This window comes from Runella aurantiaca, assembly GCF_003339505.1.
Classification (GTDB): Bacteria; Bacteroidota; Bacteroidia; order Cytophagales; family Spirosomataceae; genus Runella; species Runella aurantiaca.
The window spans coordinates 1-18,259 of record NZ_QPIW01000046.1 but is presented as its reverse complement, the minus strand read 5'-3'; the positions used below and the strand labels follow the sequence as shown (position 1 = coordinate 18,259).

The window sequence follows — 18,259 nt, the reverse complement described above, 5'->3', positions numbered from 1 at the left end:
ACTTTTGCACTCGTCCCAATCTCTGCGGTCTTTGTTGGGCACAAAAAAAACACACAGGCCTCAAAGTTGAGCCTGCGTGTCGCAATTACACTTCATCAACAAACTAAAAACCAAATAGTTTTATTTTTAGAGATTGTGTCAATACGACACGTCACTTTATATTTTAAAAGGATAACAAGTGGAAATAGATACAATCCAACAAGCTATCCTTCAATACGATTCAGTCAGTTGGCACTGCCTGAGTTTGCTTGCTGTAGGAGGGGGATTCGAACCGCCCACGGTGCAGTTAGCCGCGATACAAAGTTTGGTGGTCTACCCCAGTCGACTAGAGTGCCGGCATTATATCGTGTTTGTCCTGTTGTCACCACCCCCGAGACAGGAGGGCATGGCTGCCAAGTTTCATCATCCTACAGTATAAAAGAACTTTACTTTTTGAATTTACTGACTAAGCGCTGCTTTTCGGTAAATTGACAATGCAAAATTAATAGAGTTTCTTATTTATTGCAAATTTTACATAAATATTTTTAAAAATTTTGATTTCTTTCAACAAAACGGCATTTTTGTTGAAAGAAATCAAAATTTATCACTTCATCATGGACAAAAATTTAGAAATTGATAAAATTGACGGAACCGACCTTAAAATTCTCGCTATTTTACTCGATGACGCCCATCTTCCTTACACCGAAATAGGCAAGCGCGTACACGTATCTGGGGGCACCGTACACGTGCGTATGAAAAAATTAGAACAATTAGGCATTGTCAAAGGAGCACAACTTTTGGTAGACCAAACAAAATTGGGCTGGGACATTAGCGCATTTTTAGGAATTTACCTTGATAAAAGTTCGATGTATGAAGACGTGGCAGTGCAGCTCGAAAAAATCCCCGAAGTAGTCAATATTCACTATACAACAGGCATTTACAGTATCTTTGCCAAGATTGTTTGTCGTGACACCCAGCACCTTCGGCAGGTGTTACACGATAAGATTCAAAAAGTCAGTGGTATTCAACGTACCGAAACATTTATCTCTCTCGAAGAGCGCATTGCGCGCTCCATTCCGTTGGATGTATAAAATCAAATATCCTGTCCTCTGAACACTTCTCCGTCGCAGATAGTTAATTGTTGGTGCGTAAGAAATCCGAGGCGGTTCTATTGGTAAAATACCAAAATTACGTAGTTTTTGATACATTTGCGTAATCCATTCTTCAATGCCTTATGCAATAGGCCTGTCCCATTATGTTGAAGAATGAAACAAAACTCCCCTTGGGATCGGGGCATCTGACATATATGAAATTAACGTTTTGGGGGGCTGCCCAACAAGTAACGGGCAGCATGTACCTCCTCGAATTAGATGATGATTATCGGATTTTGATTGATTGTGGTTCCGATTTTGAGAGCGGTGATCGTAAGCGTAACACCAAAGAAGCCAGCCCATTTCCCAATGCCTTGTTCCCGTTTGATGCATCTGTCATCAATCTTGTATTGCTCACCCACGCCCACATTGACCATTCGGGAAATATCCCCAACTTGTACCGCGACGGATACGAGGGCCAAGTGCTTTGTACCGACCCTACCTATGGTTTAACGGCCATTCTGCTGAAAGATGCCGCCATGCTTAATCAAAAGCGGCTAAACGCCATCAACAGCGCCGACAATCAAAAAAAATACCGAAAAGGACGCAAGAAAAAAGAATTGCCCAAAGATTTATACTTGGAAAAACAAGTAAAAGACGCGCTCGAAAACTTCGTTCCATTGGCGTTTAATCGCCGGTTCAAAGTCGCCGATCAGTGTTTTGTTACCTTTGTTCCAGCAGGGCATTTGTTGGGTGCGGCTCATATTTTGATTGAAGTATGGGAAAACGGCAAAAAAAAAACCATCGGTTTTTCGGGAGATATTGGGCGAAAAGGCTATCCTTTATTAATTGACCCGGGCGTTCTACCACCCGTAGACTACCTCGTGTGCGAGTCTACTTACGGCAATCGCGTCCATGAAAACAATCTCAGTCCAGAAGCAGCATTGGCCGATGTGATAAAGCGTACGTGCGTTGACATTCCCGGACGGCTTATTATTCCTTCTTTCAGCGTTGGTAGAACGCAGGCTTTGCTCTACACGCTCAATAAACTTTACAACGAACATAACCTCCCTCCCATCAAAGTTTTTGCCGATAGCCCCCTAGCTTTTGAGAGTTCGAGGGTGTATCAACGAAACATCCGGATGCTCAATCGGGAGGCGCGTGAGTTTCAGGAAGAGAACGAATCGCTGTTTGATTTTGAAAATTTAATTTACGTCGAAAAAACGGAAGTAAGCCGTAGTATTTCTAATCATGCCGAGCCTTGTATTATCATTTCATCTTCGGGAATGATACAGGGCGGACGGGTGGAATACCATGTGGCTCAGAACATTAGCAATCCTTACTGTACTATTTTGCTGATTGGATATTGCGCCGAAGGAACGCTGGGCTGGCGCTTGATGAACGGGCAGACCACGCTACGCATCCGGGACAAAGACGAACAAGTATTGGCCAATATCGAAAAAATTGACGTATTTAGCGGTCACGGAGACCGCGACGACTTGGTCGAATTTGTCCAAAAGCAATCGCCCGACCACTTGAAAAGAGTATTCCTTGTTCACGGAGAAACGCCAAGTATGGAGGCGTTTAAGGAAACCCTAGAATCAGTCGGTTACAAAAACATTGAGATTCCCCAAAAGGGACAAACATTTGAATTGTAAGCAACTCTATGCCAACAACTTATTTAGATTTTGAAAAACCGGTGGCTGACCTTGAATCAAAGCTTATAGAGCTCAAAAAATTGGCCGAAACGACACAAGTAGATGTCTCAGAAGCGGTAGCCCGACTCGAAGACAGCATTATACAACTGCGGCAAGATACCGCCCAAAACCTTACTCGGTGGCAACGGGTACAACTTTCGCGCCACCCCGACCGACCGTATACGCTCGATTATATTGAGCTGATGTGTGAGGAATTCATTGAACTCCACGGCGACCGTACCGTCCGCGATGACCCTGCGATGGTGGGTGGATTCTGTAACATGGATGGTCAAACGGTGATGGTGATTGGTCAACAAAAAGGACGCAATACCAAGCAACGTCAGCAACGTAACTTCGGAATGGCGAATCCAGAAGGATACCGCAAAGCCCTAAGACTCATGCTTTTAGCCCAAAAATTCAACAAGCCTATCGTAACGTTGATTGATACCCCAGGTGCTTTCCCAGGACTCGAAGCCGAAGAGCGCGGACAGGGTGAAGCCATTGCGCGTAACCTCAAAGAAATGTTCATGCTCAAAGTGCCCGTGGTATGCGTCGTCATTGGCGAAGGTGCCTCGGGTGGTGCGCTGGGCATTGCCATCGGTGATCGGGTATTGATGCTCGAAAATACGTGGTACTCGGTCATTTCGCCCGAAAACTGCTCAACCATTCTTTGGCGTAGCTGGAATTTTAAAGAACAAGCCGCCGAAGCCATGAAAATAACGGCTAAGGACATGCAAATGGCTCGTTTGGTTGACGGTATTGTGGAAGAGCCGCTTGGTGGCGCCCATTTGGACCATAAAACGATGGCCGAAACCCTCAAAAAAACCATTTTAGGGCATATTAAAGAACTCCAGCAATTAACCCCCGAAGAACGCATCAACCAACGCATTGACAAGTTTTGCGCCATGGGCGTTTTCAGTGAGTAAGCAAGTACGCTTTATGATTAAGAATATCATTTTCGATTTAGGGGACGTTATCATCAACATTGATGTGCCAAGGGCTGCAAGTTCGTTTGCGGAATTAAGCAATCAATCGTTGGATAACGTCCACTCACTTATCCAACAAAACGACGTTTTTAAGAAATTTGAAACGGGCAATTTAACCCCTCTCGCCTTTCGCAGTTTCGTGAGGGATTTGTTTCAAACCCCCGAATGGACTGACGCCGAAATTGATACGGCTTGGAACTCCCTGTTGCTTGATATACCCATTGAACGTATTCATAAGATTCAGGAACTTGCGCAAAAGGGCTATCGATTATTCCTGTTGAGCAACACAAGCGCGATTCACATTGATGAGGTAAACGCTATTTTGCATCGTACGGCTGAAATAGAACATTTGAGTCATTTGTTCGAAAAATTGTTCCTGTCTTACGAAATGGGCATCATGAAACCACATCATGACATCTACCGACAGGTTTTAAGCAACGCGGGTATCGAAGCAAACGAAACCCTTTTTCTGGACGACAACCTCGACAACATTCGCGCCGCGGCCGAGTGCGGTATTCAAACCATCCACGTTCAAAAACCCACCTCCATTGTGGAATATCTGCGTGATTATTAATGCGTTGCCCCTTTCCTTTTTTTAATCAAGCATTATGAAAAATCAACGCACCCTATTCCTGCAAATTTCCCTTTTCATTGTTACATTGGCAACGACCTCGCTGTCGGGTGCGGAATGGATGTTTGGACGGCCGTTTGATTTACCTTTTTTCAAGATTGAAAATCCCCTTGGATGGTCTGAATTTTGGCAAGGGTTTCGATTCTCCATTCCTTTTCTTGGTATTTTGACCGTGCACGAATTTGGACATTATTTTGCGGCAAAACGCCACCATGTTCGCGTCACCCTTCCCTATTATATCCCGCTCTGGCTTGGTTTTGGGCAGACCATCGGAACCTTGGGCGCATTTATCCGCATCAAAGAGTTTATTCGCTCCCGGGTAAAATACTTTGACATCGGCATTGCTGGCCCGTTGGCAGGGTTCGTGGTTGCGGTGGGAGTTCTATGGTATGGATTTGCCACCCTTCCAACCCTGGATTATATTTTCAAAATCCACCCCGAATACCAAAAATTTGGAATGGGTTTTGCCCGTGTGGTGTATGCCAATCAAAACACTTCGGGCAATATTTTATTAGGTGACAACCTGTTGTTTTCCTTCTTTAAAAACTACGTAGCTGACCCTACTCGTTTGCCTCCTCCGCAAGAAATCATGCACTATCCGCTGATTTTGGCGGGATATTTAGCGTTGTTTTTCACTTCGCTCAATCTCATCCCAATTGGTCAATTAGACGGCGGGCACGTGCTGTACGGACTCATCGGCGGCAAAAATTTTAAAATTGTTGCGCCAATCCTTTTCTTTGTTTTTATCACGTATGCGGGTTTAGGTTCGTACCGCCCCGACGAATTTGCCATTGCCGATAACGGCGCTTTTTGGCAAAAAATCGGTTCATTGGGCCTGTACATTCTCTTTTTACAAATCTGTTTCAGTCGCATTACCGACGAAAACCCACTCACCAGCTGGATGTTGGCGTTGTTGTCGGTTGCCATTCAGTTTGGTGCTGCAATGCTCTTTCCCACCTGGGAGGGCTACCCTCAATTTTTGGTTTTTGGATTTATATTAGGGCGTATTTTGGGCGTTCATCACCCTCCCACCGAAGATATTCTGCCGTTAAATCGTACCCGTCAAATTTTAGGTTGGCTGACTTTACTTATCTTTGTGCTTTGTTTCAGTCCAAAGCCGTTTGTTATCATGTAAATTGGGACATAAGCATAAGGCTTCCAATAGCTTAGGTCTATCGTCCAACGTCACATCAATGATTATTTCGCTCGCCCAACGCGCTACCCAAGCGCAAGAATATTATTTTTCAGTCAAACTCGCCGAAGTCCGTAAGCTCATTTCGGCGGGGCATGATGTTATTAATATGGGTATCGGGAACCCCGACCAATCGCCTTCCGAAGCCACCATCGAAGCCCTTCATCGTTCTGCTTTACAGGCTGGCAGTCATGGGTATCAATCTTACAAAGGGATTCCAACCTTGCGCCAAGGCATTGCGCAATGGTACCAAAGAATCTACAGAGTTACATTAGACCCCGAAACCGAGATTTTACCTTTGATTGGCTCCAAAGAAGGTATTACCCACATCAGCATGACGTTTTTAGACGCGGGCGATGAGGTCTTGGTGCCCGAACTTGGCTATCCTGCTTACCGCGCCGTGAGTCAAATGGTGGGCGCCAATGTCATCGAATACCCCTTGCTCGAAGACCAAGGCTGGCAGCCAGATTGGGAAATCATGCATTCGCTGGTAGGCCCACAAACGAAACTGCTTTGGCTCAACTACCCGCACATGCCAACGGGTGCACCAGCCACCAGAGAATTGTTTGAAAATGCCGTAAGGTTTGCGTACCAACACAAAATACTGCTCTGTCACGACAACCCATATAGTCTGATTCTCAATCAGAAACCGCCCATTAGCCTACTTTCCATTGAAGGCGCTAAAGAAGTGGCCATTGAGCTCAACTCCATGTCCAAATCGCACAACATGGCGGGCTGGCGCGTGGGCTGGCTATCTGGCGCTAAAGCCTACATTGATGCGATATTAACCATCAAAAGCAACGTGGATTCGGGTATGTTTTTGGGAATTCAACAAGCCGCTGCTGCTGCCCTCCAAAACACCGACCAATGGCATCAGGCCCAAAACGAGCTCTACCGCAGTAGACTAGATGCCGCAAAAGCCTTTTTGGATGCCCTGAATTGTACCTATGACGAAAGCCAAGAAGGGATGTTTTTGTGGGCAAAACTACCCGAAACCATCGCTTCGGCCGAACTGTTAGTCGATGAATTGTTATACCAAAAATACATTTTTATTGCACCGGGCTTTATTTTTGGTCCCAAAGGTCAACGTTATATACGCTTGTCGCTGTGCATGTCGGCCGAACGAATTTGGCAGGCTGTTCAGCGGCTTAAAGCATAACTACCTCTGTTTGTTCCCCTTTTTCTAACGGGAATTGCCGTAATATTCGTTCTTCTTCCAACGCGTTGAAGAACTCAAATAGGCGTAGCCAGCTTTCGGTGCTGTTGTCCAATCCGTTGCGGGTTCTAAATACGTCAAGTTGGTTGCGCCAACGGACCGTTTTTTGATGAAATGATTTCCTGAGAAACTCCTCCATTGTAGACTGATAAAGCCCGTTGTGGACATAGTAACGATAGACGTTGTGGTCCACTCTTTCTTCGGGGAAATAGTTATTAAAATGTCGACCGCGATTGTTCTTGCTGTATTTTATGCACCTCAGCACTTCAAGCGGTCCATCAAAAACCACTTCGACAATCTCCTCCCGTTTACTATCGGGCAATACACTCGTTTTGAAACGTCGATTAAAATTCTGACGATTGTCCCAAAAAACAAACGATTCAACTTGAGAAGCATTAAACGCCTTTAGAGTACCGTTGGGCATTTTTAAAGATACCACCTCAACATCGGCCGCAAATATAATCTCTCCTTCCAAGTGTTCTCCGGTGACCAGTACGACCTGTCCTTTGTACCAAGGTTCTTTCAATTGGGCATGTGTAGACAATACCATCCACCCCAAGCCCAGGCTTAGTAGAAATTTTTTCATGTTACTAATAATAATGTGGTGTATAAAATAAAACTATTTCAAGAATAGCTATTGTTTAGCCTTTACAAAAGCAAAAAATAGCCGTACTTTATACCAAATATATAAACATAATCAATATAAACAATATGTATAGAATTAATTTTCGATATATTATTTGTTTTAAATAACACTTTCACCAAATAATACAATTGTATTTTTTTAATAAAACTACCATTAGATAACTTTTAGACTAAAAAGCATACATTTTCTTTTTACAATTATTTATATTGACTTTATTTGTGTGCTAAGCCCCATAATTCTCTACAGCCTACTTCCCAGTCTAACCATCATGCCTGAAGTAACACCTCAAACGTCTTCAAAAGTAACTTCCTCTTCTTGGATAGCTTTTTTTTTGATTGCACTGGTTGCTATTTCACCCTTAATTCACTCCAAAACAGCCATTTACGGTACAATTGTCCACCGAACGCTCTTTTTTTGGGGCATTACAGATATGATGCTGCTAGTAATGTGCTTGAAGTGGAAAGGCCCAAGCATTGCCCTTGATAAGTCCCCACTGACAACCGGCATTATCCTTCACACATTTATTGTATTAATCGCCAACCTTTTTGGAGAAGATATTAGACTTAATCTATTTTCCAATTTTGAGCGAATGATGGGATTTGTCAACCTGGTACACCTTGTTGGTTTTTATCTTTTTTTCAGCCGCGCCTCTTTCATTCAGAAACAATGGGTTTACCTCATTATCATAATCACTTTAGTTACAGTCTATTTGTGCATTTTTGGATTACAGGAACAAGATAAATTTGCCGACAAACGGATTCAATCACTTTTGTCCAATCCGATGCATTTTGCGGGCTACCTGCTTACTGTCTTTTTCATCTTACTTTTAGCATTAGAAAAAACCGTATACAACATTCAATCGGGGCTTTTTAAGGTTGGTTTTGCGGGTATTATTACGGCTTTGTTCCTGCTCATCTATACATTACTTCTTACCAAAACCCGCTCAGGTATTCTTGCCTCGGGAGCAGGCATAATTACAATGATAATAGCCCAAATAGCACAGAATAAATCTAACAGAAAAAGGCTCATTGTCAGCCTACTCCTTTGTTTATTGATTCCTTGTGTTTTGTATGTTCAACGAGAGGCGCCCTGGGTCAAAAATAATGATACACTAAACAGGATGACCGATATAAGCACCCAATCAAAAACCGTCAACACAAGATTGAATTTGTGGAAAATGGCTCTCGGGGGCATCAATGACCGCCCTTTTTGGGGATGGGGGCAAGAATCGTTTTCTTATTTTTATATAAGTCACTATACCCCTAATTTGCATGGTGCTGGCTTTTGGTACGATAGTTCCCACAACTTTATTTTGGACAAACTTATCCAAACCGGTTGGCTAGGACTACTCACTTACTTGCTGGTCATCATTGCTTTTTTTTATTTAATATGGCACCCTAAAAGCAGGTTATCAAAATGGCAGAAAAGTGTATTAAGCGGTTATTTAGTGGCTTATTTGGCGTTCCTTTCCTTTGGTTTTGATAGCTTAGTCAGCCTTTTAGGATTCTTTGGATTGGCGGCGTTTGTCACCAAACACATACCATACAAAGCTCATTTTACGACGCATCTTTCTTCCAAGAGTTGTCTTGTTTTAAAAATCGTCATTTCCCTACTGTTGCTTACCGTTTTTAAGCAGTTTGTAATACTTAGTTTCAGTACAAATCGGCAACTCACGAGTGCTTACAAGCAAAATGAAATGGAAGCAATGATTACTCAACATGAACAAACCTTTCAGCAGGCACTAATCGGCAAATATGACGCGGCAGTACAGTACGCTCTCAAACATAATGACGTATTTCAAAGTGGCCTGCCCATCGAAACCAAAAACCTGTATGCTCAATCAGCCAATTCTATCCTGAAAAACGCCTTAGACGAACACCCCAATCATCCCGTGCTCTTGTCGCAGGCAGGTTTTATTCAATTTTCAGGAATTAGTCATTCAGTAGGCATCGAAACTTACCGAAAACTAGCCCAAATTGCCCCCAAAAGGCAAGTCAACTTACTGGATTTGGGGATCTTTTATCTTCAAGATAGTCAATTTGATAACGCATTAGCGATATTTAATCAAGTACACCAGCTTGACACCACCTATCAAGTGCCCATCATATACAAAGCCTATCTTTTGATGAAACAAGATAAGAGTAGTGAAAGTATAAGACTACTAAAAACTGTTAAAACAAATGTTTGGGTCGACTACCTGCACGTACTTAGGGTCTTGTTTAGAGAAGCCAATCGCCTGCAAGAATTGGCTGATTTCATTAATCAGACGCCGTTTGACAACCGTATCGTTTTTAAACAAGATACCTATTTACAATGGGCACAAATCGGGGCGGAACTAAATGACAAAGTCCAAATCAGAACCGCCTATAACAGCTACGCAAATCATTATTTAAAGAATAAGACTTTGAAAAATGAACATGAATTAATCGCGGAGTGTGTCGACTTGGGCTTAAAAGCGAGCGAAGGAAAAATACCGGTCGGAACGTTGACTCGGTATTTTAATTATTTTCCCGGATTATAGCTACATCCCATTGAAAAAGCTCTGTCAAACGACGAATTTCTTTCAATGCCTTTTATTTTTTATTTACTTTGTGTTTAATTTTTCAAACCAATAATTTTTTTAACAAAACCTACCTGCAAATGAGTACAATTCAATCGGTACATGCTCGGCAAATCCTTGATTCTCGCGGTAACCCCACTGTAGAAGTGGATGTTCGCACCGAAAATGGTTTCTTAGGCCGCGCGGCGGTTCCTTCAGGTGCTTCTACAGGCGTACACGAGGCTGTCGAACTCCGTGACGATGATAAAAGTGTATATCTGGGAAAAGGAGTTTTGAAAGCGGTTCAAAACGTCAATGAACTCATCTATCCTGAACTTTTGGGCCTTTCCATTTATGAGCAAAATCTGATTGACAAAATCATGATTGAGCTTGACGGCACGACTAACAAAGGCAAACTGGGTGCAAATGCCATTTTGGGGGTTTCTTTGGCAGTAGCCAAGGCAGCGGCCCAAGAAGCAGGCATGTCGCTTTTCCGTTACATTGGGGGTGTAAATGCAAATACACTTCCTGTACCGATGATGAACATCATGAACGGAGGTGCTCACGCTGATAATGCCATTGATTTTCAGGAATTTATGGTTATGCCCGCCAAAGCAGAAAGCTTTTCGCAGGCGTTGCGTATGGGAACCGAAGTATTCCACGCGCTCAAAGGCGTATTAAAATCAAAAGGATATTCAACCAACGTGGGAGATGAAGGTGGTTTTGCCCCCAATATCCAATCCAACGTAGAGGCCCTCGAAACCATTTTGATTGCCATCGAAAAAGCGGGTTACAAGCCTGGTGAGGATATGTTTATCGCCATGGATGCCGCCGTTTCTGAACTTTGGAACGAAGAAAAAGGACGCTACGTGTTCAAAAAATCAAGCAAAGAAGAGTTGACTTCTTCACAAATGGCTGATTTCTGGACGGATTGGGTCAACAAATACCCTATCATTTCAATCGAAGACGGTATGGCCGAAGACGATTGGGCAGGTTGGAAGTTACACACCGACGCCATCGGCAAGAGATGCCAACTGGTGGGTGATGACTTGTTTGTAACCAACGTAAAACGTTTGCAAATGGGTATTGAGCAGGGTGTAGCCAATGCGGTATTGGTAAAAGTAAACCAAATCGGTTCTTTGACCGAAACCATCGACACCGTCAACCTTGCCAAACGCAATAGCTACAAAAATATCATGTCGCACCGTTCGGGCGAAACCGAAGACAGCACCATTGCTGACTTGGCCGTTGCGCTCAACACCGGACAAATCAAAACGGGTTCTGCGTCACGTTCTGACCGGATGGCCAAATACAACCAATTGCTTCGTATCGAAGAAGAATTGGGCGAAACGGCTTATTTCCCAGGATTGAAATTTTAATTTTTAACATCGGAAAGGGTGAATTCCGCGTGAATTCACCCTTTCTTTCTTTTCCCCTTTGCCAAACATGAATTTTTTGTCACGCTTCCGCTTTCTCAAAAACTTTTACCTTGCCAGCGCCGTAGGACTGTTGGTTTGGTTACTTTTTTTTGAAATGAACAGTATTCCCGAACAAATCAAAAATTGGTGGAAATTACAGAAGTTGGAAGACCAAAAAGAATATTATGTGGAGCAAATTGAATTATTGAAAAAAGAACAGGCCAGCACACTGGGCAATGATAAACTCATGGAAAAATATGCCCGTGAAAAGTACTTCATGAAAAAAGACAGCGAAGAGGTGTTTGTGCTGGTGGATGAAAAAGGGGAACCTTTTGAGAAGTAACAAATATGAAGTGAGAAAACCGTAGGAAACAGCAAGTAGCATATACATTTTTCACTACTCTATACTCACTGCTCTGTACTGACTCCTACCTCTTATGATTAATGTTTTATTTGTTTGCCTTGGCAACATCTGCCGTTCTCCGCTTGCCGAAGGTGTATTCAGAGCATTAGTAGCTCAACAGGGCCTTACCGAAAAAATCAACTGCGATTCAGCAGGCACCCACGGCTACCACATCGGGGCCCTCCCCGACCGCCGCGCCCGACGTGTATCTGCCGACTACGGAATTCAGCTCACGCATACTGCCCGTAAGTTATCCAGCGATGATTTTGCCAATTTTGACTACATCGTGGCCATGGATGAATCCAACCTCGAACATATCCAAACCCAAAGCTATCGTTCTACGGGTTTCTATCCCGAAGAAGGCCGCATTTTCACTTACCGCAATTTTGACCATCAAGCCGATGAAAGCGGCGTTCCTGACCCTTATTACGAAGACATTGCCGCGTTTGAAAATGTCTATCAAATCGTAACGCGCTGCGGAGAGCAATTTTTGGAGTACTTAATCAAAGAACATAAATTAGCCTAAAATTATAACCCACTACAATGAGTCAAAAAGTCATTTTAATCATCATGGACGGTTGGGGCATCGCTAAAAACGGCGAAGAAAACCGCTCCGCCGTCATCGCGGCAAATACGCCTTTTTACGACCGAATTTTGGAGCAATACCCTCATAGCAAACTGGAAGCCAGTGGTTTAGCCGTAGGTTTACCCGATGGACAAATGGGAAACTCGGAAGTAGGGCACACCAACCTCGGTGCGGGGCGCGTGGTATACCAAGATTTAGTAAAAATCAATTTGGCCGTAGAAACGGGCACCTTAGCCCAAGAGCCCATGTTGGTTGAAGCGTTTACGTATGCCAAAAACAGCGGCAAAAAAGTGCACTTTATCGGTCTGGTGTCTGATGGTGGGGTTCACTCGCACATCAACCACCTGAAAGGTCTGTGTACCACCGCGCAAAATTTCGGGCTGAGCGATGTCTACGTTCACGCGTTTACCGACGGGCGTGATTGTGACCCAAAAAGCGGCCTCGGATTTTTGACCGATTTAGAACAGCATTTGGCCAAAACAACGGGAAAAATCGCCAGTGTAACGGGTCGTTTTTACGCCATGGACCGGGATAAACGTTGGGAACGGGTGGCAAAAGCCTACAATGCAATGGTTAAAGGAGTAGGCACTGCACAATGTACCGCCGACCATGTTTTGACTTCGGTACAGGAAGCCTACGACGCGGGTGTCACCGACGAATTTATCGAGCCCATCGTGGTCGTAAAAGAAGATGGCTCACCCGTAGCAACTATCGACGAAGGCGATGTGGTGCTGTGTTTCAACTTCCGTACCGACCGTGGACGTGAAATTACTGAAATGTTGACCCAACAGGATTTTCCTGAGCAAGGCACCCAAAAGTTGAATCTGTATTACCTGACATTAACCAATTACGACGACGCATTTGTTGGGGTAAAGGTCATTTATGACAAAGACAACCTGGAAAATACCCTCGGAGAAGTAGTGTCAAAAGCGGGAAAAACGCAGATTCGCATTGCCGAAACTGAAAAATACCCACACGTTACGTTTTTCTTTTCAGGAGGCCGAGAATTGCCTTTTGATGGCGAAAAAAGGCTTTTATGCCCGTCGCCGAAAGATGTAAAAACCTACGATTTAAAACCCGAAATGGCGGCGTTTGACATTCGTGACGCCATTATCCCCGAAATTGAAGCTGAAACGGCCGATTTTATTTGCCTCAACTTTGCCAACCCCGACATGGTGGGCCATACGGGCGTTTTTGAAGCGGTGGTCAAAGCCTGCGAAACCGTTGATCAATGCACCGAGGCCGTTGCCACGGCGGGAATGGCCCACGGCTACACGTCAATCATCATTGCCGACCACGGCAACTCCGATTATATGCGCAATGACGACGGAACCCCCAATACCGCCCACAGTACCAATTTGGTTCCCTGCGTTTTTGTAGGGAATGAATACAAAGGCCAACCCAAAGATGGCAAACTCGCCGATATTGCCCCGACTATTTTGGCGTTGATGGAAGTTCCTCAACCTGCCGAAATGACGGGCGTTAGCTTGTTGTAACTCATTAATTTGGCAAAGGAAAAGGGACTCCCCTTTCCTTTGTCAAAGCTTTATTGTTACAATTTTCCTGTTTTTATTTTTTCAAGTATCTCTTCCAGGTGCCTATAAGATTGTCCAGTTACTTTTTGGGCTTCAATGGCTTTGATTTGCCACTCAATGGCCTCTTCTTTTCGATTCAATTTATACAATAAACGTGCATACGTATCTAAGTAGCTAGGATTCCCTTTTGTAAGCGGCGAGTTCTTACCCACATTTAGTTCACTGAATAATTCCATTGAGCGCTTCGACCATAACAGGGCTTTTTCTAAGTCATCTGGTTTGGTGGCTAATTCCCAAAAATAGAAAGCAGCCTGATTAAGTTCAATATGAAAAAATTGAGATGGAGGAGAAATCGACACCATCTCTCGGGTGAGCACATTAGGTATTCCCACTGGAGGGTTATCTCCAACGTTTCTCGACTTTAGACGGTCCTGTATTACCCGCTGGTCCATCTGTTTGAGCGAATCAATTGAAATACGCATGTGTCGTTCATCATAATAATATGACGCAGTACGAATATAGTTTTGCGTGTCTTTGACCGCATAATAATACTTAAGGAAGTTTTGTGTATATGCATTTTGGCCTTTTTGGCGGTCTTTTCCGTAGGTGCCACGGGCAAAACCCGCAACTTCTTGCATTAACATGAAATCCTTTTTTTGAATGGCTTTTTGCAGCGAAGCATTGATGATTTGATTGTTCATCGCTACCGCTTGGGTCAATGGAACCGAGCGATAGAGACTGTCAATCAGGATTGGGTTTACGATGGCTCGCACCCGTTTATAAGCACGATTATCAAGGGAAGGGCCTTGATTGTAAATAAACTTAACAATTCTAAAATTGGTCAGGGAGTCGGTCGGCAACCCATCTGCGTATTCTTCCAGCAAGTCCTGAACATTCATTAAAGTTGATTTACGTTTGATAATATAAGCTTCCAGAAATTCTGGGGCGCGGTTACCGGCCTTATATTCTTTCTCGTAAAAGCTCAGCGGTTTTTCATAACGTTTACTTAATGCAATATCTGCATGCTGCATATACGTGGGAGCTGCGCTGGTGGAGCCATTGTATCGGTGCAACATATTTCCTTCCGCATCCAGAAATAATGACACAGGAAACCCCTTCAATTCATATTTTGCCCCCAATTCTTTTCCTTCAGCGGTTTCAGCGTTCACACGAAGGCTTACAAAATTGACGGCGAACTTCTCTTTCATCATTGAACTACTGAATCCTTGCGAGGCCACCTCGTTGCATTGAACGCACTTGCTGTCTTCCAGGTGTAAGAAAATAAGCTTTTGTTCTTTTTGGGCTTTTTCCAATATTTGAGGCCACCCCAAGTTCGGCTCAAAATTAACTTGGCTATGTACATCAATGGCAATTCCCAGAATCAAAATACTCAGGTAAAAAGGTAATTTCATGTTTGTTAAAGAGGATTTTTGGCCAATTTAAAAGATTATCTATTTGAAATCAAATACGAACTTTTTAAAGGAATGGGTAGTTAATCATTGAACAATCTAAAAAATATGCGGACTTTCTTATATCTGTTCACACTCGTACTATTCTTCGGGAGTTGCACCAACCCAACAGATACGACAGTGGTTCAAAATTACTTTGACCTCAAAGGCTTTATCGAGAAACAAATCAGCGAATTGAACAAGCGTAAGCCTTTGGTAAACAAAGAAATGTCTTTGGATGATAAACAGGAGCATAAGCAAACCAACGAAATTGACTGGCGGCAAGAATTGGAGTTGTTTACCCAAGCCGACCTTAACAAACAGGCGTACCAACTCAGCTATACCATTTCCCAACCTACCACGTCAACTTACGTTTACACCCTAAAAAGTGGCGAGACACTTCCCGTAAAATCATTGAAAATTGTGTTGGACGAAGTCTCTAAACAGCCCAAGCTGGTTGAGGCTTTATTACAAGAAGAAAACAGGTTGTACGACTCAGAAAAGAAACTGCAATTAACCTGTACGATGCGGCCAGAGGGCGTTTGGCTCGTTAAAACCTACGAAATCAACGGATTTCAGCATTTAACCATCACCGATAAAAAGACTTTTTCGGTAAAAGGAACGATAAACTAAAAGATTACTAGACTACTCTTCTTTCTTCATCCAAATCATTTTTTCGGGAATATCCTGTTCGATTTCCCTACGGACCCATTCTACAATTTCTTCCACGCTCATCGAATCGTCGAACTTAATCGGTGCTTTGAACCGTATGCTCAACGTCGTATTTCTTTTTTTAAAACGAAGTCCTTTTTTGTCAAACGCCCGACGAAACCCATTGATAACAACGGGCACCACAATCGGTTGATTTTCCAACACCAAATGGCCCGTTCCTTTACGAATGGGCGCGTACGGGCTCGTCGTTCCCTGCGGGAAGCTCACAACCCACCCGTGGTCCAGCGCCTGTGAAACCTTATTGGCGGCCGATGTATCACGCTCTCGCTTTACGTTTTGGCCCTCAGCCCGCCATGAGCGTTCGACGGTCAACGCCCCTCCCAAGCCAAACAACTTAGGCACAATACCTGCTTTCATGGTTTCGCTCGCCGCCACGTAATAGCTCCGCGCTCGGGGCGCCAATAAATACAACGGAGGCACAATGGTACTTTTAAAACCCCATTTTACACTGGAAAAAATGTGGTAAAACGAAATCACATCCGCAAAATAAGTTTGGTGATTGGACAAAAACAGCACCCCGTTTTCAGGAAGGTCTTCGAGGTGTTCAATCCCTTCAATTTTGGTTTTATTCACGACAGTAAAACGCCAATACGTAAACCAGCCGATAACGGAAATCATTATTCGTTTGATAAACAGAGAATTACCGAAGGGGTCGCGTTCGAGAAGGCCTAGAAAATCGAGCCAAGCGAGCCATTTAGGAAGATAACTAAACCGAGTAAGGGGTCGGTTGGAGGTCATAGAGTACGGGGTTGGAATACTATCAACTACGTAAAAGTAATAGAACCCCGTAAATTTGCAAGTAAATGCCTATTTTGAGTATTGATTGCCGAAGAATAATTTTCGAGAAGAACTGAAAATCAAACTTCGGCAATGCTGCTACGCCAATTCAGCAATAGCATGTTTGACCAAAAAACGGTCAAGCAACTCGTTAAAGCGCTCAGGATGTTCCATCATGGGCGCATGGCAACATTTATCGATGAAGTATAATTCAGAATTGGAAATCAAGCGGTTAAATTCATGACCGACGTGAGGCGGCGTAATGGTATCATTCAGTCCCCAAACCAATAAGGTCGGTGCCTCGATTTTGTGTAATTCCTTGGCGACATTGTTACGCTGTGCCGACTTGGCGATTCCAACAATGCTCATGCATTTCGGAATACTTGACGTAGTCTCAAATACCTCGTCAATTAGCTCTTTGGTAGCCACTTTTGGGTCGTAGAAAGTATACGCTACGCGCTCAGAAATGTACTCATAACTGCCGCGCTTTGGATACGAGCCACCCATACCGTTTTCAAACAAACCTGAGCTACCCGTCAATACCAATCGTCTGACCTGCTCAGGATGCGTAAGTGTGTACAGAATAGCAATATGCCCACCCAACGAGTTCCCGATGAGCGTCATATCTTTCAATTCCTGCGAAGCCACAAATCCTTCCGTAAAAGTCACCAATGCCTCCAGACCCGCTTCACGGGGACTCATTTCATAGATGGGGAGCATCGGAATAATGATGCGGTAATCTTTTTTGAAATAATTAATGACGCCGTCCCAATTGCTCAATGCACCAAACAAACCATGCAGCAGCAACAGCACCTCTCCCTGCCCTTCATCTATGTAGCGATAGCCATTAGATTCTTTTATCAAGTAGCTCATAATCAAGGAATAAGTTTCAAAAATATGGGATAAATCAAAGGGGAAATTAAAGTTTTCTTTTGTTTTCCCAACGACTTACACACAAATATAGTTAATTTAAAATCAACCTTTTTATGATATTTTCGTTAAACAGGGAATAATACCACACTTTCTAAACGAAAGTCAAATTTTACAACTATTTGTGTATAAAGCTTTTAAAGCAAATATTCTATCTGTATGCAAACATACTAAAATTGTACTTTTTTGATTCCATAATCTCGAAAAATATTTTTTACAACATAACTTACAGAAACATAGACCATTTAAGGGTTGATGTACAAACTACATACAGCGATTACGCCTGAATGGAATACACTAGGGAAATAAAAAAGTGGCGGTGAAAACACCATAGCCGTCAGGCTAAGGAAAAAAGGCATAAATTTGTCGGATGCAAAAGATTGATTTTCAAGACCTCGACCTATCCTCGTCGTGTTTTTCAGACTTATCCTCTTTTTTTGAGGCATCCGCTTT

The 18,259-nt window shown here is 43.4% G+C and carries 17 protein-coding genes; 12 read left to right on the top strand and 5 right to left on the bottom strand.

The annotated features are described in order from the left end of the window. Positions 1-593: 593 nt before the first annotated feature. The 6 genes from DVG78_RS29195 (at position 594) to DVG78_RS29170 (ending at position 6,735) form a co-directional block, all read left to right on the top strand. Positions 594-1,070, top strand: coding sequence for an Lrp/AsnC ligand binding domain-containing protein (locus DVG78_RS29195; protein WP_114070137.1), 477 nt, complete (start codon positions 594-596; stop codon positions 1,068-1,070). Between the two features lie 215 nt (positions 1,071-1,285). Further along, complete coding sequence (locus tag DVG78_RS29190; RefSeq protein ID WP_114464559.1) at positions 1,286-2,728, top strand: MBL fold metallo-hydrolase RNA specificity domain-containing protein; 1,443 nt, start codon at positions 1,286-1,288, stop codon at positions 2,726-2,728. Between the two features lie 8 nt (positions 2,729-2,736). Beyond that, complete coding sequence (locus DVG78_RS29185) at positions 2,737-3,693, top strand: acetyl-CoA carboxylase carboxyltransferase subunit alpha (RefSeq protein ID WP_114065691.1); 957 nt, start codon at positions 2,737-2,739, stop codon at positions 3,691-3,693. A gap of 13 nt (positions 3,694-3,706) precedes the next feature. Then, positions 3,707-4,327: an HAD family hydrolase gene (locus DVG78_RS29180; protein ID WP_114464545.1), complete on the top strand. Its 621-nt coding sequence runs from the start codon at positions 3,707-3,709 to the stop codon at positions 4,325-4,327. A gap of 34 nt (positions 4,328-4,361) precedes the next feature. Further along, positions 4,362-5,519, top strand: coding sequence for a site-2 protease family protein (locus DVG78_RS29175; protein ID WP_114464544.1), 1,158 nt, complete (start codon positions 4,362-4,364; stop codon positions 5,517-5,519). A 58-nt stretch (positions 5,520-5,577) separates the two neighbouring features. Continuing rightward, entirely contained in the window at positions 5,578-6,735 is a 1,158-nt protein-coding gene (locus DVG78_RS29170; protein ID WP_114464543.1) for a pyridoxal phosphate-dependent aminotransferase, read from the top strand. Here the strand turns inward: DVG78_RS29170 and DVG78_RS29165 are convergent. Beyond that, positions 6,725-7,378 carry a hypothetical protein gene (locus DVG78_RS29165; RefSeq protein WP_114464542.1) on the bottom strand — a complete coding sequence of 218 codons (654 nt, stop codon included), beginning with the start codon at positions 7,376-7,378 and terminating at the stop codon, positions 6,725-6,727. The two genes, DVG78_RS29170 and DVG78_RS29165, sit on opposite strands and share 11 nt — an antisense overlap. A 328-nt stretch (positions 7,379-7,706) precedes the next feature. Between DVG78_RS29165 and DVG78_RS29160 the strand changes: the two genes are divergently transcribed. The 5 genes from DVG78_RS29160 (at position 7,707) to gpmI (ending at position 13,880) form a co-directional block, all read left to right on the top strand. Further along, complete coding sequence (locus DVG78_RS29160) at positions 7,707-9,959, top strand: O-antigen ligase family protein (protein ID WP_114464541.1); 2,253 nt, start codon at positions 7,707-7,709, stop codon at positions 9,957-9,959. Positions 9,960-10,078: 119 nt separating this feature from the next. Then, positions 10,079-11,356 (top strand): phosphopyruvate hydratase, encoded by a 1,278-nt coding sequence (gene eno, locus DVG78_RS29155; RefSeq protein ID WP_114464558.1) that lies wholly within the window; start codon positions 10,079-10,081, stop codon positions 11,354-11,356. A 67-nt stretch (positions 11,357-11,423) separates the two neighbouring features. Beyond that, the gene (locus DVG78_RS29150; RefSeq protein ID WP_114464540.1) at positions 11,424-11,738 is read left to right on the top strand and encodes an FtsB family cell division protein; all 315 of its coding nucleotides are present in this window, start codon (positions 11,424-11,426) and stop codon (positions 11,736-11,738) included. A 94-nt stretch (positions 11,739-11,832) separates the two neighbouring features. Further along, positions 11,833-12,324: a low molecular weight protein-tyrosine-phosphatase gene (locus DVG78_RS29145; protein ID WP_114464539.1), complete on the top strand. Its 492-nt coding sequence runs from the start codon at positions 11,833-11,835 to the stop codon at positions 12,322-12,324. A gap of 17 nt (positions 12,325-12,341) precedes the next feature. Continuing rightward, the gene (gpmI, locus tag DVG78_RS29140; protein ID WP_114464538.1) at positions 12,342-13,880 is read left to right on the top strand and encodes a 2,3-bisphosphoglycerate-independent phosphoglycerate mutase; all 1,539 of its coding nucleotides are present in this window, start codon (positions 12,342-12,344) and stop codon (positions 13,878-13,880) included. A gap of 56 nt (positions 13,881-13,936) precedes the next feature. Here the strand turns inward: gpmI and DVG78_RS29135 are convergent, their stop codons facing one another. Then, on the bottom strand, positions 13,937-15,331 hold the full coding sequence (locus DVG78_RS29135) for a thioredoxin fold domain-containing protein (RefSeq protein ID WP_114464537.1): 1,395 nt from the start codon (positions 15,329-15,331) through the stop codon (positions 13,937-13,939). A 105-nt stretch (positions 15,332-15,436) separates the two neighbouring features. On the opposite strand from DVG78_RS29135, the gene DVG78_RS29130 reads away from it, so the two are divergent. Beyond that, complete coding sequence (locus DVG78_RS29130; RefSeq protein WP_147277204.1) at positions 15,437-16,000, top strand: hypothetical protein; 564 nt, start codon at positions 15,437-15,439, stop codon at positions 15,998-16,000. Between the two features lie 12 nt (positions 16,001-16,012). Here the strand turns inward: DVG78_RS29130 and DVG78_RS29125 are convergent, their stop codons facing one another. The 3 genes from DVG78_RS29125 to DVG78_RS30465 form a co-directional block, all read right to left on the bottom strand. Continuing rightward, positions 16,013-16,837 (bottom strand): lysophospholipid acyltransferase family protein, encoded by an 825-nt coding sequence (locus DVG78_RS29125; protein WP_114464535.1) that lies wholly within the window; start codon positions 16,835-16,837, stop codon positions 16,013-16,015. Between the two features lie 138 nt (positions 16,838-16,975). Beyond that, entirely contained in the window at positions 16,976-17,749 is a 774-nt protein-coding gene (locus tag DVG78_RS29120) for an alpha/beta fold hydrolase (protein ID WP_114065703.1), read from the bottom strand. 302 nt (positions 17,750-18,051) lie between these two features. Beyond that, positions 18,052-18,259 (bottom strand): hypothetical protein (locus DVG78_RS30465; protein ID WP_229598349.1); only part of this gene is annotated, 208 nt, incomplete at its 5' end.

Bases quoted from the DNA above. Each gene is read 5' to 3' on its own strand.
- DVG78_RS29160 (WP_114464541.1), top strand. From the start codon at position 7,707: ATGCCTGAAGTAACACCTCAAACGTCTTCAAAAGTAACTTCCTCTTCT.
- DVG78_RS29185 (WP_114065691.1), top strand. From the start codon at position 2,737: ATGCCAACAACTTATTTAGATTTTGAAAAACCGGTGGCTGACCTTGAA.
- eno (WP_114464558.1), top strand. From the start codon at position 10,079: ATGAGTACAATTCAATCGGTACATGCTCGGCAAATCCTTGATTCTCGC.
- DVG78_RS29120 (WP_114065703.1), bottom strand. From the start codon at position 17,749: ATGAGCTACTTGATAAAAGAATCTAATGGCTATCGCTACATAGATGAA.
- DVG78_RS29170 (WP_114464543.1), top strand. From the start codon at position 5,578: ATGATTATTTCGCTCGCCCAACGCGCTACCCAAGCGCAAGAATATTAT.
- DVG78_RS29190 (WP_114464559.1), top strand. From the start codon at position 1,286: ATGAAATTAACGTTTTGGGGGGCTGCCCAACAAGTAACGGGCAGCATG.
- DVG78_RS29175 (WP_114464544.1), top strand. From the start codon at position 4,362: ATGAAAAATCAACGCACCCTATTCCTGCAAATTTCCCTTTTCATTGTT.
- DVG78_RS29150 (WP_114464540.1), top strand. From the start codon at position 11,424: ATGAATTTTTTGTCACGCTTCCGCTTTCTCAAAAACTTTTACCTTGCC.
- DVG78_RS29180 (WP_114464545.1), top strand. From the start codon at position 3,707: ATGATTAAGAATATCATTTTCGATTTAGGGGACGTTATCATCAACATT.
- DVG78_RS29125 (WP_114464535.1), bottom strand. From the start codon at position 16,837: ATGACCTCCAACCGACCCCTTACTCGGTTTAGTTATCTTCCTAAATGG.
- DVG78_RS29195 (WP_114070137.1), top strand. From the start codon at position 594: ATGGACAAAAATTTAGAAATTGATAAAATTGACGGAACCGACCTTAAA.
- DVG78_RS29145 (WP_114464539.1), top strand. From the start codon at position 11,833: ATGATTAATGTTTTATTTGTTTGCCTTGGCAACATCTGCCGTTCTCCG.
- gpmI (WP_114464538.1), top strand. From the start codon at position 12,342: ATGAGTCAAAAAGTCATTTTAATCATCATGGACGGTTGGGGCATCGCT.
- DVG78_RS29130 (WP_147277204.1), top strand. From the start codon at position 15,437: ATGCGGACTTTCTTATATCTGTTCACACTCGTACTATTCTTCGGGAGT.
- DVG78_RS29135 (WP_114464537.1), bottom strand. From the start codon at position 15,331: ATGAAATTACCTTTTTACCTGAGTATTTTGATTCTGGGAATTGCCATT.
- DVG78_RS29165 (WP_114464542.1), bottom strand. From the start codon at position 7,378: ATGAAAAAATTTCTACTAAGCCTGGGCTTGGGGTGGATGGTATTGTCT.